Source organism: Salinirubellus litoreus (assembly GCF_037335815.1).
Taxonomy (GTDB): Archaea; Halobacteriota; Halobacteria; order Halobacteriales; family Haloarculaceae; genus Salinirubellus; species Salinirubellus litoreus.
Window position 1 is genome coordinate 1769197 of the sequence record NZ_CP147841.1, and the last position, 13345, is coordinate 1782541.

At 70.0% G+C, this 13345-nt stretch carries 16 protein-coding genes; 7 read left to right on the forward strand and 9 right to left on the reverse strand.

The features are described 5' to 3' along the window. Nucleotides 1-74: 74 nt before the first annotated feature. The 3 genes from WDJ58_RS08625 to WDJ58_RS08635 are packed head-to-tail and all read right to left on the reverse strand — an operon-like array spanning nt 75 to nt 3015. Nucleotides 75-1088: an ABC transporter permease subunit gene (locus WDJ58_RS08625; protein WP_338917269.1), complete on the reverse strand. Its 1014-nt coding sequence runs from the start codon at nt 1086-1088 to the stop codon at nt 75-77. Further along, on the reverse strand, nt 1085-1909 hold the full coding sequence (locus tag WDJ58_RS08630; RefSeq protein ID WP_338917270.1) for a phosphonate ABC transporter ATP-binding protein: 825 nt from the start codon (nt 1907-1909) through the stop codon (nt 1085-1087). The genes WDJ58_RS08625 and WDJ58_RS08630 overlap by 4 nt, the downstream gene beginning before the upstream one ends. Nucleotides 1910-1962: 53 nt before the next feature. Further along, a complete protein-coding gene (locus tag WDJ58_RS08635; protein ID WP_338917271.1) occupies nt 1963-3015 on the reverse strand; it encodes a phosphate/phosphite/phosphonate ABC transporter substrate-binding protein in 1053 nt (350 codons plus the stop codon). A 153-nt stretch (nt 3016-3168) separates the two neighbouring features. Between WDJ58_RS08635 and hisH the strand changes: the two genes are divergently transcribed. Beyond that, on the forward strand, nt 3169-3816 hold the full coding sequence (hisH, locus tag WDJ58_RS08640) for an imidazole glycerol phosphate synthase subunit HisH (RefSeq protein WP_338917272.1): 648 nt from the start codon (nt 3169-3171) through the stop codon (nt 3814-3816). A 30-nt stretch (nt 3817-3846) separates the two neighbouring features. Here the strand turns inward: hisH and WDJ58_RS08645 are convergent, their stop codons facing one another. Beyond that, on the reverse strand, nt 3847-5217 hold the full coding sequence (locus tag WDJ58_RS08645; protein ID WP_338917273.1) for an MFS transporter: 1371 nt from the start codon (nt 5215-5217) through the stop codon (nt 3847-3849). 27 nt (nt 5218-5244) lie between these two features. Next, a complete protein-coding gene (locus WDJ58_RS08650; protein ID WP_338917274.1) occupies nt 5245-6042 on the reverse strand; it encodes an enoyl-CoA hydratase/isomerase family protein in 798 nt (265 codons plus the stop codon). A 158-nt stretch (nt 6043-6200) separates the two neighbouring features. Here WDJ58_RS08650 and WDJ58_RS08655 point away from each other — a divergent pair, with 158 nt between their 5' ends. Next, a complete protein-coding gene (locus tag WDJ58_RS08655; RefSeq protein ID WP_338917275.1) occupies nt 6201-6473 on the forward strand; it encodes a hypothetical protein in 273 nt (90 codons plus the stop codon). Between the two features lie 77 nt (nt 6474-6550). On the opposite strand, the gene WDJ58_RS08660 is transcribed toward WDJ58_RS08655, so the two are convergent. Further along, on the reverse strand, nt 6551-7018 hold the full coding sequence (locus tag WDJ58_RS08660) for a MaoC family dehydratase (RefSeq protein WP_338917276.1): 468 nt from the start codon (nt 7016-7018) through the stop codon (nt 6551-6553). A gap of 119 nt (nt 7019-7137) precedes the next feature. Between WDJ58_RS08660 and WDJ58_RS08665 the strand changes: the two genes are divergently transcribed. The 4 genes from WDJ58_RS08665 (at nt 7138) to WDJ58_RS08680 (ending at nt 10341) form a co-directional block, all read left to right on the forward strand. Next, complete coding sequence (locus WDJ58_RS08665; protein WP_338917277.1) at nt 7138-8571, forward strand: cryptochrome/photolyase family protein; 1434 nt, start codon at nt 7138-7140, stop codon at nt 8569-8571. A 57-nt stretch (nt 8572-8628) separates the two neighbouring features. Beyond that, on the forward strand, nt 8629-9168 hold the full coding sequence (locus WDJ58_RS08670) for a hypothetical protein (protein WP_338917278.1): 540 nt from the start codon (nt 8629-8631) through the stop codon (nt 9166-9168). A 195-nt stretch (nt 9169-9363) separates the two neighbouring features. Next, nucleotides 9364-9975 (forward strand): superoxide dismutase, encoded by a 612-nt coding sequence (sod, locus tag WDJ58_RS08675; RefSeq protein WP_338917279.1) that lies wholly within the window; start codon nt 9364-9366, stop codon nt 9973-9975. 96 nt (nt 9976-10071) lie between these two features. Continuing rightward, entirely contained in the window at nt 10072-10341 is a 270-nt protein-coding gene (locus WDJ58_RS08680; protein WP_338917280.1) for a DUF5827 family protein, read from the forward strand. 49 nt (nt 10342-10390) lie between these two features. Here WDJ58_RS08680 and WDJ58_RS08685 read toward each other — a convergent pair whose 3' ends face one another. Genes WDJ58_RS08685 through WDJ58_RS08695 form a run of 3 tightly spaced genes read right to left on the reverse strand, consistent with a single transcriptional unit; the run spans nt 10391 to nt 12364 of the window. Beyond that, complete coding sequence (locus tag WDJ58_RS08685) at nt 10391-10852, reverse strand: hypothetical protein (RefSeq protein WP_338917281.1); 462 nt, start codon at nt 10850-10852, stop codon at nt 10391-10393. Next, on the reverse strand, nt 10849-12075 hold the full coding sequence (locus tag WDJ58_RS08690) for a PQQ-binding-like beta-propeller repeat protein (RefSeq protein ID WP_338917283.1): 1227 nt from the start codon (nt 12073-12075) through the stop codon (nt 10849-10851). Before WDJ58_RS08690 ends, WDJ58_RS08685 begins: the two co-directional genes overlap by 4 nt. Nucleotides 12076-12124: 49 nt before the next feature. Then, nucleotides 12125-12364, reverse strand: a complete 240-nt coding sequence (locus WDJ58_RS08695; protein ID WP_338917284.1) for a hypothetical protein — start codon at nt 12362-12364, stop codon at nt 12125-12127. 94 nt (nt 12365-12458) lie between these two features. Between WDJ58_RS08695 and WDJ58_RS08700 the strand changes: the two genes are divergently transcribed. Next, nucleotides 12459-13274, forward strand: a complete 816-nt coding sequence (locus WDJ58_RS08700) for an ATPase (protein ID WP_338917285.1) — start codon at nt 12459-12461, stop codon at nt 13272-13274. Nucleotides 13275-13345 lie beyond the last annotated feature (71 nt).

Sequence of the window (13345 nt, forward strand, 5' to 3'; positions counted from 1 at the left end):
TCTCGGGTGATCGGAACCGGCGACACCGACTCGATACCCGACGGCGGGGCGGACCGTCCGGAGCCACCTCCCGTCTACTCCTTTCGCGTGCTCGTCCCGAGCCACTTCGACCCGTCGCCGAGGTCGCGCAGGGAGTCGAGGAACCCCTTCGATTCGTGCTCGCTCGGACGCAGGCGCGCCCGGAGCCGCGAGGAGAGCAGTTCGATCGAGAGCACGAGGAACAGCAGCGTGACGAGCCCCGCGCCGGCGCGGTAGGAGTTGAACAGGTTGAGGTTGGTCTGGATGTACTGGCCGAGGCCGCCGGCCCCGACGACGCCGAGCGAGACGGCGATTCGGGTGTTGATCTCGAGGATGTAGAGCGTCCAGGCGACGAACGAGGTCGAGACCTGCGAGAGCATCCCGAACGAGATGACCTGCGAGCGTGAGGCTCCCGTCGACCGGATCGCCTCGATCGGCCCCTCCTGGATCTCCTCGAGTTCGTCGGTGAACAGCCGGCCGAGGTTCCCGACGGTGTCGGTGGCGACCGCGAGCGTCGCCGTAAGCGGCGAGAGCGGGACGAGCGCCGCGAAGATGAACACCCAGACGAGCGCGGGGATCGCCCGGATCGTCGACATCACGCCCCGGAAGAGGAAGTTGAACGGGAACGGGACGACGCGCTCGCTCCCGAGCACGCCGAAGAACAGCGCCAGCGGGAAGCCGAGTATCGTCCCGACGATCCCGATGGTGAGGGTGATGACGACGGCCGAGACGATGAGGCTGCTCCGGAGCCCCAGCGCGGTCTCGACCAGGCTCGACGGGTTGGCGAAGCTGACCCAGATCGCCCGCAGGCCGCCGATCTCCCGCTCCCTGCTGTAGGCGGTGAAGTCGACGAAGTTCGGCGAGAAGTAGCGCGCGAACTCCTCGAAGAAGAAGTCGAACTCCGCGAACCTGACGATCGCGGGGACGGGCCTGTCGCCGAGGAAGCCAACCCCGAAGTACGCCGCCAGGCTGGCGACCACGAGTCCGAGCAGGAGCACCAGCCGCCGGGCGAACAGCCGACGCTCGATCCGCGACAGAATGTCGTCGATGGTGTCCGTGTCGACGCTCACGACTGGAACCCTCCGCTCCCGTCCCCGCCACCTCCCCCGTCTGCGGCCGGCGACGTCCCCTCCGGAGCCGCCTCGTCCCGGCCTGCCAGCGCCCCCTCGGTGTCCTCGCCGTAGTAGAGGTCGTCGACGACGTCCATCGAGAGGTCGTCCCGGTCGCCGTCGAACAGGACCCGCCCGTCGCGGATGCCGACGAAGCGGTCGCCGAACTCGCGGGCGATGTTCACCTGGTGGAGGCTCGCCAGCGTCGTCAGGTCGCGCTCCTCCGCGGCCCGCTTCATGTAGCCCATCACGTCCCGGGCGGCCTTCGGGTCGAGGCTCGACACCGGCTCGTCGGCCAGCAGCAGGCCGGGGTTCTGGACGAGCGCGCGGGCGATACCGACGCGCTGTTTCTGCCCGCCGGACATCGATCCCGCCCGCTGTTCGGCCTCGCCCAGCAGCCCGACGGTTTCGAGCGCCTCGAGCGCGGCCCGCTTGTCCGTCCGCGGGTTCAGGGTGAGGAGGCTACGGAGGGGGCCGGTCCGGCCGAGCGAGCCCGTCAGGGCGTTCCGGTAGGCCGACATCGACTCGATGAGGTAGTGGAGCTGGAACACCATCCCCACCTCGCTCCCGGCCTCCCCGACCGGCCGATCGTTCACCCGAACGGTACCGCTGGTCGGGGGCGTCAGCCCGTTGAGGATACGCAGCAGGGTCGACTTGCCGGCCCCGGACGGGCCGAGCACGACGACGAACTCCCCGGACTCGACGTCGAAGGAGACGCCGTCGAGCGCGACGGTGTCCTCCCCGTAGATCTTCGTGACGTTCTGTAGCGAGACGGCGGGCATCGGTTGGTGTGGTGGTCGGGTGGGTCGTGAAACGGACGGTCCGGGTTCCGCGGTCAGCCGTCGAGCAGTTCGGTGGTGATGCCGAGCTGGTTCGCGACTTCGACGACGGGCTGGTAGGTCTCGTTGCTCGCCTCGCGGAGGTCGCTGAACCAGAGGTCGTCGTCGGTCCCCTCCTCGCCGTCCTCGCCGAGGTACATCGAGTCCGGCGCGTTCAGCATGGCCTCGGTGACGCTCTGCTGTTCCTCGTCGGAGAGCTCCGGGCTGACGATGACCGGCGCGCGCGGGATCCCCTCCTCGGTCTCCACGTAGCGGTAGCCGTCGATCAACTCGCGGTCGTCGTTCAGCGTGATGAACTGCCCGACGCCGGCGGCGGCGACCTGGCCGCGTTCGAGCGCGGCGAACGCCTCCGCGTGACTCGAGAACTGGGGCGTGAACGCCGCGCTCCCGGTGTCGGTCGGGAGGTCCCCGATGTCGAGCCCGGCCTGCTGTAGCATGTACAGCGGGTAGAGCGCGCCCGACGCCGACAGTCGGTCGGCGAAGGCGACCCGCTCGCCCTCCAGATCGGTCAGCGACTCGATGTCCGAGTCCTCCTGTGTGGCGATCACCGAGGCGTACGTCCAGGAGCCGTAGCCGTAGCGCTGGAGGATGATCTCACAGCGGTCGTTCGCCACGCCGAGGGCGGCGGCGAACGGCCCGGTCTCGCCGACGTCACCGGTGCCGCTCGCGAGGCTCTGGAGGGCGGCGCTGTAGCCGGCCGCGTACTGGAGCCGGGCCGGCACCCCGAGTTCCTCCTCCAGGTAGGACTGGAGGGGGGCGTACTGGGCCTGCATGAGCTGCTGGGGCTCGGAGGGCGACATGTAGAACGTGAGCCGACCGTCGTTGAACGGGACCGCCGTCTCGGTCGATCCCTCGGTCGCGGTGGGGGTCGCCGTCGACTCGGGGGCCTCCGTCGATCCCTCGGTCGCCGTCGGCGCTTCGGTCGCCGTCGGCGTGCTTCCCCCCCCGTCGCCGCCACCGCCGTCGCCACCGGTTCCGGTACACCCCGCGATGAGCCCGGCGGCTCCGAGCGAGCCGACGGTCTTGATGAACGTGCGTCGATCGGACATACAGTCAATCGAGTGATACGGTAGAGGGTCGTTAAATTCACCGATTCGAACATCCCTCGGTCGAGCCGTGGCTGTCTCCGGACGCTGGTGGGCGGCTCCCGCCCGTACTGGACGAACGGAAAACACCTTGTTCCCGAGACCTGAATCCCCGCTGTGAGCACTCAGATCACCGCCGACGTCGCGCTCGTGGACTACGGGCTCGGGAACCTCCGGAGCGCGACGCGCGGCCTCGAACGGGCCGGCGCGCGCGTCTCGCTGACCGACGACCCCGGCGCGCTCGACGACGCCGACGGCATCGTCCTCCCCGGCGTGGGCGCGTTCAGCGAGGGGATGGAGAACGCCGAACCCGTCCGCGACGCGCTCGTCGACGCCGCCGAGGCGGGCCGTCCGCTGTTCGGCATCTGTCTCGGGATGCAGATGCTCCTCACCTCGAGCGAGGAGGCCGACAAGGTGGGTCAGGGCGACGCCCAGGGCCTCGATCTCGTCCCCGGTCGGAACGTCCGCTTCCGCGAGGGACAGAAGGTCCCCCACATGGGGTGGAACGAACTGTCGGTCGAGCGCGAGCACCCCATCGTCGAGGGCGTCGACGGACAGTACGCCTACTTCGTCCACTCCTACTACGCCAGCCCCGACGACGAGCGCGCGGTCGTCGCCACCACCGACTACGGCGTGACGTTCCCCTCCATCGTCGCCAACGAGGCGGGCAACGTCTTCGGCACGCAGTTCCACCCCGAGAAGTCCGGCGAGACGGGCCTCCGTATCCTCCGAAACTTCGTCGAGTACTGCGCGGACCACGCCTGAACGCGGTCGCGCGGTCGAAAGACCACGCTTTCACTCGGCGGTCGCGTCGGCCGGGGCCTCGCCCGCTCGCCGCTCCCGTTCGACTCGCAGGTGGAGGCCCACGGCACAGGCGGCGGCCACCAGTCCGCCCGCCAGCGCGATGGCGAACGCGACACGATAGCCGAGCGCGGTGTACACGCGAGTGCCGTTGACGGTCTCGCCGGTCCAGAACGCGTCGAGCGCCGCGCCCAGCACCACGGGGAAGACCGCCGCGCCGGTCCAGCACATCGTGTTCACGATGCCGATGACGGTCCCGCTGGCCTCCTCGGGGTTGCGCTCCTTGACCACTGTGAAGGCGAGCGGGACGCCCCCGCGGAGGACACGGGAGAGGAGGAAGATCGCCCCCACGAGCAGGAGCGGGACGCTCCCGAAGGCGGCGAAGACGCCCCAGGTGAGCCCGAAAGCGACCGCCGAGACGACGATGAGCTCGGTGCGCCGGCCCAGCCTGTCCGAGAGCCAGCCGAACGCCGTCGGCCCGACCATCCCCCCGACGTTCCCGACGAGGAGGTAGACCGACGCCTCGGTCACGGGGATGCCGTAGGTCTGGACGAGGTAGGGGATGCCCCAGAGCCCGAAGACGGTGATGCCGATCCCGGTCATGAAAAAGAGCATCACGCCGAGCAGCCACGTCTCGGGCTCCCGGAGGGCGGCGAGGGTGTGTCGTCGCAGGTCGCCCGTCGTCACCTCCGGCCGGTCGGGAACCTTTTCGACGGGCGAGAGGCCGGCATCCCGGGGCGTGTCGTGGGCCAGCGCGGCGATCCCGACGGCGGCCGCGAGGCCGACCCCGCCGAGCCCGAGGAGGGTCGTCCGCCAGCCGAGCGTTTCCACAGTGAGCGCCAGCGGCGTCGTCGCGGCCAGCCCGCCGAAGACGGCGGCCGTGAACGTCACGCCGGTCATCGTGCCGAACTCGTCGGGACGGAACCAGTTCGCGCAGAACCGTAGCGTGGCGACGAACACGACGCTCGCACCCAGCCCGACGAGCAGGCGGCCGAGGAACGCCACCGGATACGCGGGCGCGAGGCCGAACGCGACCGCGCCCGTGGACATCAGTCCCGTCCCGCCGGCGGCGATGGCCCGCGCGCCGTAGCGGTCGGTCAGCAGGCCCGCGGGTACCTGGAGCGCGGCGTAGAGGTAGAAAAAGGAGGAGTGGAGCAGTCCCAGCCCGGTGGCGGTCATCTCGAAGGTCGAGAGGAGCCCCTCGGAGAGGACCGCCGTCGAGGTCCGGTGGAGGCTCACGAGGAAGAACGCCAGGGCGAGGAGGCCGTAGCCGAGCCACCGACGGCGGTAGGGCGATCCGGTGACGGGGCCGCTCGCGTCCACGGTCGACGCGCCGTCCGGCTCCCCGGTCCGTCCATCGTCCATCTGTCCGGCGATCCCGCGAGGGACGCGCTACCGCCCCTCGAACTCGGGGTCGCGCTTCTCCATGAACGCCGTCGCGCCCTCGGCGTGGTCCTCGGACTCGAAGACCTGGGCCTGCGCGGCGGCCTCGAACGCCATCGCGTCGCCGAGCGAGCGGTCGAACCCCCCGCGGAGCGTCTGCTTCGACGCCCGGAGCGCGACGGTCGGGCCCGTCGCGATGGTCTCGATGAACTCGGCGACGTCCTCGTCGAACGACTCGGCCGGGAAGACGTGGTTCACCAGCCCCAGATCCTCGGCACGCTCGGGCTCGACGAGTTCGCCCGTGAACACCAGCTCCTTGGCGGTGTTCTCGCCGACGGCGCGCGGGAGGAAGTAGGACGTGCCGGTGTCGACGGCGAGACCGACCTGCCGGAAGCCGAAGGAGATGCGGGCCTCCTCGCTCATCACCTGCAGATCACAGGCCATGGCGAGGTTCGCGCCGGCCCCGAACGCCACGCCGTCTACCTTCGCCACGGTGGGCAGGTAGAACTCGTGGACCCGTTCGAGCGTCTTCGAGGTCTCGTACTGGATCCCCCTGACCGCTTCGTGGAGCGGGACGTCACCGCCCATCCGCTCCATCATCGCGTTGATGTCCCCGCCGGCGCAGAACGATCCACCGGAGCCCGTCACGACGAGACAGCGAGCCTCCTCGTTCCCCTCGAGATCGTCGAGCGCGTCGGCGATGGCCGATCCCATCTCCCGCGTGAGCGCGTTGCGGTTGTCGGGGCGGTCGAGCGTCAGCGTAGCCACGCCGTCCTCCACGTCGAGCCGGACCGGTTCGTCCGTCATAATTCGGACCGTCCCCGCGCTCTCACCTAAACCTTCCCCGTGCGCTTACCGACGTTCGATCGATGTGGGTTGTGAGTTAACATCGGAAATCGCCACGTTCCGCTCCGCGTGGGTTCCAGGGCACCTCGGCGGCTGTCCCCGAGGACGTCGTTTCCGGGATGTCCCCCGACAGAACCAACTACGTCCGTCCGACCAGATGGGACGTGGACCGTGACTTCACCCTCGGGAACTTCCTGAAGGACCTCGGCACGCGGGCCGCCGCGGCGGCCGTCGTCGTGGGCGTCTTCGTCGGCCTCGGGTACCTCGACCGTACCGACCCCCTCGGCCTCTCCGCCCTCCTCGGTACCCGGGCCGCCTTCTTCGGCGTCGCGTTCCTCCTGATCGGACTCCTCGCCCTGGGCTGGATCGCGCTCCAGCAGTACAGGGGCTGAACGCGGGGCCGAGGTCCGCGGGCGGTCCCGCTCGGGATCCCGCTACTGCCGGGGCCCTCGACGGGGTCCTCCGAACGCTACGCCGACAGCGCGGGGTGATCGGCCGTCGCGACGAGGAACCGGTGGGTCTCGACGAGCACCGTCTCGCCGTCGCCATTGGTGACCTCGACGTCGGTGACGACGACACCCCAGCCCCCCTCCTTCTCGCGGGTCTCGGTCACCTCTGCGGTCGCCGTGAGCGTGTCGCCCGGGTAGACCGGTCCGAGGTAGCGGACGCCGTCGTGGCCGTAGTTCATCGCCAGCGCGGCCTCCTGGGCGATCTCGTCGGCCAGCAGCCCGTCGGTGATGGCGAGCGTGAGCGTCCCGTGACAGACCACGCCGTCGACGAGCGGGTGGGCCTCGGCGTAGTCGTGGTCGACGTGGATCCGGTCCGTGGACCCCGTCGCCCCGACGAACATCCGGATGTCGGCCTCCGTGGCCGTGCGCCCGCCGGTCTCGAAGCGCTGGCCCACCTCGAACTCCTCGAACGTCGTCTCCGTTCCCATCTCGTCGGGTGCTCGCCGGGTCCCGGCCTAACCGTTGCGGTCGTCCCGGTCCCCGACGGCGATCCGGCATCCGCATCCTCGACCCCGGCGTTGAAGCCGGCACCGGACGTCGGTCGGGTATGCGTCTCCACTGGCACCGGGGGGATCTCCGAGGGCCGGACAACACGGCCCTCGCGTGGGCCGCCGAGCGCGGCGACGTCCTCCCGGTCTTCGTCTTCGACGAGTCGGTCCTCGACCACGGCTCGCCCCCCAGAGTCCGGTTCATGCTCGACGCGCTCGCCGACCTCCGGGCGTGGTACCGCGAGCGCGGCGGCGACCTCCTGATCCGTCACGGCGATCCCGCGACGGTCCTCCCGGAACTCTGTAACGAAACGGGTTCGGCGGGCGTGCTCTGGAACCGCGACTACTCGGGGCTGGCCCGCGAGCGCGACGAGCGCGTCCGGGAGGCGCTCGCGGCCGGGGACTACGAGCGACAGGCGTTCCACGACGACCTCCACCACGAGCCGGGGTCGATCACCACCAACGAGGGGGAGCCGTACGCCGTCTACAGCTACTTCTGGAAGAAGTGGAAGGGCCGGGAGAAGGAGGCGCCCCGTCCCGCACCCGGGGACGAGTCGCTCGTCGCCCCCGACGAGGCCGACCTCGATCCGGGTGAGATACCCACGCTGTCGGACCTGGGGTTCGACGAGCCCGAAGCCGATATCGAACCGGCGGGGTGCGAGGCGGCCCGCGAGCGCCTCGAAGCGTTCTGTGACGATGCGGTCTACGACTACGACGAACGCCGGGACTACCCCGGGGACGACGCCACGTCGCGGCTCTCGGCGAGCCTCAAGTGGGGGACCCTCGGGGTGCGGGAGACCTACGCGGCGACCGAGGACGCGATGGAGCGAGCGCCCGACGAGGAGAGTGAGGCCTCGGTCGAGACCTTCCGCGAGGAACTCGCCTGGCGGGAGTTCTACACGCACGTCCTCTACTACAACCCCGATGTAGTGACCTCGAACTACCGGGAGTACGAACGCGGGATCGAGTGGCGCGACGACCCCGACGAGCTGGCGGCGTGGCGGGCAGGCGAGACGGGTTACCCCATCGTCGACGCGGGGATGCGCCAGCTCCGCGAGGAGGCCTGGATGCACAACCGGCTGCGGATGATCGTCGCCTCCTTCCTCACCAAGGACCTCATGTGTGACTGGCGGCACGGCTACGACCACTTCCGCGAGAGGCTCGTCGATCACCACACCGCGAACGACAACGGCGGCTGGCAGTGGGCGGCCTCGACCGGGACCGACGCCCAGCCGTACTTCCGGATCTTCAACCCCACGACCCAGGGTGAGCGGTACGACCCCGACGCCGAGTACATTCAGGAGTTCGTCCCCGAACTCCGCGAGGCGACGCCCGGACAGATCCACTCGTGGGACGAGCTCCCCGACGACGAGCGCGCGGCGGCCGCGCCCGACTACCCCGATCCGATCGTCGACCACGGCGAACGCAGGGAGGCGGCGCTCTCGATGTTCGAGCGCGCGCGTGGGGAGGACGAAGACGAAGTGGACGAGTAGGACCGGACGACGGAACTCATCGGAAGGTATAGCACACCCGCGAGCCAGACCGGGAACGTGTCCCCCAGTATCGGCCCCGACACGTCCAGACTACTCTCCATCGGCATGGCCTTCCTCGCGGGCGTACTCGCCGGAGCCGTCCTGCTGACCGCGGCCCCCGGTCTCGCCGGCGGTCCCGCCGAGATGGCCCCCGACCCCGACAACCCGCCCACGTCGACCACCAGCGCCGGACCGTCCTGCTACGACGGGCAGGTCAACCCGAACGCCGGCTGGGTCCACGAGGTAGCCGTCGGTAACTCGTACGCCGTGACGCTGAACGCGACCGTCGTCCACGACGCCGGTACGGAGCTCGACGCGCACGTCGTGCCCCGGAGCGGGAACGGATACGAACTCGCGCTACGGACGGTCGAGCACACCCCCGAGCGGACGCTCGACTGCGAGCGCGTCCGCACCAGGTTCACGATGGGCGTCTCGCTCCCGACGAGCTACGAACGACTCGTCGTGACGATGGACGGCCGGGAGCTGGTGAGCGCTACCCGGGAGGACACCACGGCCGACCTCTACCCGCTCCCGAATCCGATCGACGCGACCGGGTGATCCACCTCCGGCCGACGAACGCTTACCTGTCGTGAGCGAGGGACACGACACGTGAGAGGGACCTGGATGATCGCTCGGAAGAGCGCGCCGTCGCCGGGATAGGCTGCACCGGGTGGTCGGTGCCGACTGGTAACACGCATCCCTCAACCTTTAACACGTATCGAGGAGACATATGGCCTGGAGGTCTACATAACTATGTCAGAGCACTCGAATCCCGAACTGCCGCCGCTCCCGTACGACTACGACGCCCTCGAACCGTCCATCTCCGAGCAGGTGCTGACGTGGCACCACGACACCCACCACCAGGGGTACGTCAACGGGCTGGAGAGCGCCGAGGAGACCCTCGCGGACAACCGCGAGTCCGGCGACTTCGGCTCCTCGGGTGCCGCGATCCGGAACGTCACCCACAACGGTAGCGGGCACTACCTGCACACGATGTTCTGGGAGAACATGTCCCCCGACGGCGGCGGCGAGCCGTCCGGTGCGCTCGCCGACCGCATCGAGGAGGACTTCGGCTCCTACGAGGGCTGGAAGGGCGAGTTCGAGGCCGCCGCGAGCGCCGCGGGCGGCTGGGCGCTGCTGGTCTACGACCCCGTCGCCGAGCAGCTCCGCAACCTCGTCGTCGACAAGCACGACCAGGGTGCCCTCTGGGGCAGCCACCCCGTCCTCGCACTCGACGTCTGGGAGCACTCGTACTACTACGACTACGGCCCGGACCGCGGCTCGTTCATCGACGCCTTCTTCGACGTCGTCGACTGGGACAACGCCGAGGAGCAGTTCCAGAAGTCCGTCGAACACTTCGAGTAAGTCGTCACGAGCAGGCCGAGCAGCCGGACGAGCCGCCGACCCACGCCTTCTTTCGGACACCGCGACCTTTACCGGCGGGACCGCGCTACCCTCGCTATGCCCCGACCGAAAGCGGACTTCGAGGACCTGCGGCCGTTCGAGTTCCGCGACCCCGAGGAGGTGCTCGATCCCGACGAGATGTACACCGTCTACGAGATCGCCCGGGCGCTCCAGGGGGTCGCGCTCGACCGGAACCTCGACGTCGAGACCGAGAACGTCCTGCTCGACTGGGCCATCCCGTGGATGATCCACAACCAGGAGCGGTTCGTCTTCGCGAACCCCGCCTCCGACGAGGAGCCCGGCTACTACGGGCTGAAGACCGAGTAGGAGACCGGCCCGCCGGGGGCCCCCGATCCGTCTTCCGCCACTCCTTCCGTCATCCTCGCGGCTCGCGGACGGAGGGGTTCCCGTGCGGGTCCCTCCGGTCGATCCCGAACACCACAGCGTATCCGAACAGGAGAGCCGCGGCCCAGGTGAGCGCGGCGTCGACGGGGGGGTATACCCCTCCGCGTGTGAGGGCGGCCGGCCCGACGGCGGTATCGAGGAGCCAGTGGATGCCGACTGTGACGAACGAGAACACGACGATCCGACCGTACGTCGGTGAATCGGAGCGAATCAACAGGACCGTGGCGACGACCACGGCGACGACCACGTCGACGTCGGACAGCCGTTCAACGAGCATATGCTCGTGGATCGAGGAGGTAGCCCAGTCGACCGGTATCAGGACGAGGACGTAGTAGACGAACCAGCGGCCGACCTTTCGGAGCGGTCCCGGTCCGCTCGCCCCGGTCTCCCGATCCCCGTCGTTTCCTCCGGTGTCCGAAGTCACACCGCTCATCGTTCGCCCTCCAGCGCGTGGACGGTGCGCTCGCCGCGCAGGTAGAGCCGGCCGTCGGCGACGATCAGCCCGCGGACGCTCCATCGGGGGAGATCTAGCTCGTGGCTGAACCGTTCGGTCCCGCTCTCGGTCCGGAGTGCGGTCACTCCCCTCGGGGTCGGGACGTACAGCGTCTCGCGGGCGAGGACGGGCGACGCGAGGGGCGTCGTCTCGGCCTCGGTGATCCAGCGCCGCTCGCCGGTCGCGGCATCCAGCGCGAGCGCGATCCCTCCGTCTGCCAGGTAGAGCCCGTCGCCGTCGGTCACGAGCCCGGTCTGTAGGTCGACGTCCCCGATCGGCGCGGACCAGCGTTCGCTCCCGTCGGCCGTCGAGAGGGCGACCACGGGGCCTCGACCACCGTAGACCCGGCCGTCCCCGACCGTCGGGATAACTTGCCCCGAGACGAGCGGGCTGCCGGGGTGGCTCGCCTCCCAGACGGGGTTCCCACGGACCGGATTACGGGCGATCAGCGTACCGCTGCCGTCGAGGGACGGCGCCGCCCCGATCAGGTACCCTTCGTCGGGTGCGAACGCGAGCGGGACTTCGGGAGCGACTCGCTGCCACTGGGGGACGCCGCTGGCGCGGTCGAGCGCGACCAGCCGGTCGTCCCTCGCGGCCGGGCGCGAGGCGCCAGCGAAAACGACGTTCCCGACGGGAAGTACGTGTTCGAAGCCGCTGGTCGTCGAGAAGGACCAGTCGGGGCTCCCGTCCTCGGTCGAGAGGGCGTAGACGTCCGACCCGGAGACGACGAAGGCGCGGTCGTCACGAACGACCGGGCCCCCCCGGGGGAACCAGATGCGCAGTACATCCGGATTCCTCCCCGCGGAATCCTCGTCCGCGGAGACCATCCAGTCGGGGCTCCCGTCCTCGGTCGAGAGCGCCCACATTCCGTCGCGGGCGACCGTCAGGACCTGCCGTCCAGCGGCGGCGATTCCCGGCACGTAGGGAGCGCCCTCACCCACGGATCCGGACCACCGTTCCGTGACGCCCTCGCGGGGACCGGGTTCGGGCTGGTAGCCCGAGCGTGCGGGGTCGCACTTGTGCATCGGCCACTCCCCGGTCGGCACCTGCGGGTCGACCGCGAGTGCCGGGAGGACCGTCTCCGGTCGGAGGACTCCGGCTGCGAGCGACGCGAGACCGCCACCGGTCGCCGCTAGGAGGCCGCGACGCGAGAGGTACGCCATGGGGCCTACGGGCGGTAACCGTTCAGTGAAGTGAAAAAACTTCGGGCGATCAGGCGCTCGCCGAGGGTTCCTCGATCGGGACGGTCACTCCATCTATCGTCTCCGTCCTGTCGGGTACGTCCTCGTATCGGCCCCAGAGGATCCAGCTCGCGGCCGCCGAGAGCGCCCCCATCGCGGTCCCGGCGCGGACGCCGGTCCGGTGGTCGCGGAGGAGCCGCGCGACGCCGTACGCGACGCCGAAGTTGAGCCCGAAGTTGACGGCGCTGTTGAACAGTCGGTCGGTGTCCATCCGGGGGTGAAACGACCCCGCCCGCCATAACCGTACGGGGCATCACTGCGGCCGATGTCGAACGGTTGAAGCCCGGGAGCCCCCGACTCGGGGTATGAAACTGCTCGTCGCCGGCGCGGACCGGGTGGACGCGGGCAAGACCACCTTCTCGACGGGACTGATCCACGAGACGGGGGCGACGGGATACAAGCCCCGGGCGGGCAACGACTACTGGTTCGACCACGACGACTACCGGCGGGCGGTCGACGCCGGCCGGCTCTACGGGAAGGACGCCCGGCGGCTCGCGGAGGCCTCGCCGGGTGGTCCCGACCCCGAAGCGATCAACCCGGTTCACCGGCTCTGGACTCCGGTTCCCGGCCCGAAACAGGGACTGCTGGGCCAGGAGGGTCGGGAGGTGCTCGTCGACCGCGTGGGTTCCCGCGGCGAGGAGCGGTGGGTGGTGAACGCGACGGCGGACGTCCCGTCGTCGGTCCGTGAGGGGCTCCCGCTCGACGACGCCGTCGAGGTCGACTCGGTGTCGGCGTTCAACGACGCCATGCGCGACCTGCACGTCCCGGCGATGGGGGCCCTCGGTGAGCGTATCGCGGCCGACGACCGGGCCGTCGTCGAGTCCTACGCCGACGTCGCCCGACCACTCGAAGGGTTCGAGCCCGACGCGGTCGCCGTCGTCGAGCCGCGGCGGACGCGGGTGTACGGCGGCGAGCGGTACGCGAACGCCTGCGAGGTGGCCTCCGGGAGCGCCCGCGAGGGACGCCTGGAGGAGGCCGTCCCCGAGGTGCTCGATCTGCTCGAACCCCGCGCACGGGTCGAACTCCCGGCGCTCTCCGGCACCGAGCGGGCCGATCCGTCCGCCGTCGCGGAGTCGTACGCCCCCGCCTACGAGGCGCTGCTCGCCGTCGCGCTGGAGTGACCGCTCGCCTTCAACCCCCACTCTGCCCGGCTCCCGCCGAACCCTCTTTGTCCCGTCGCGCCCAACCGACG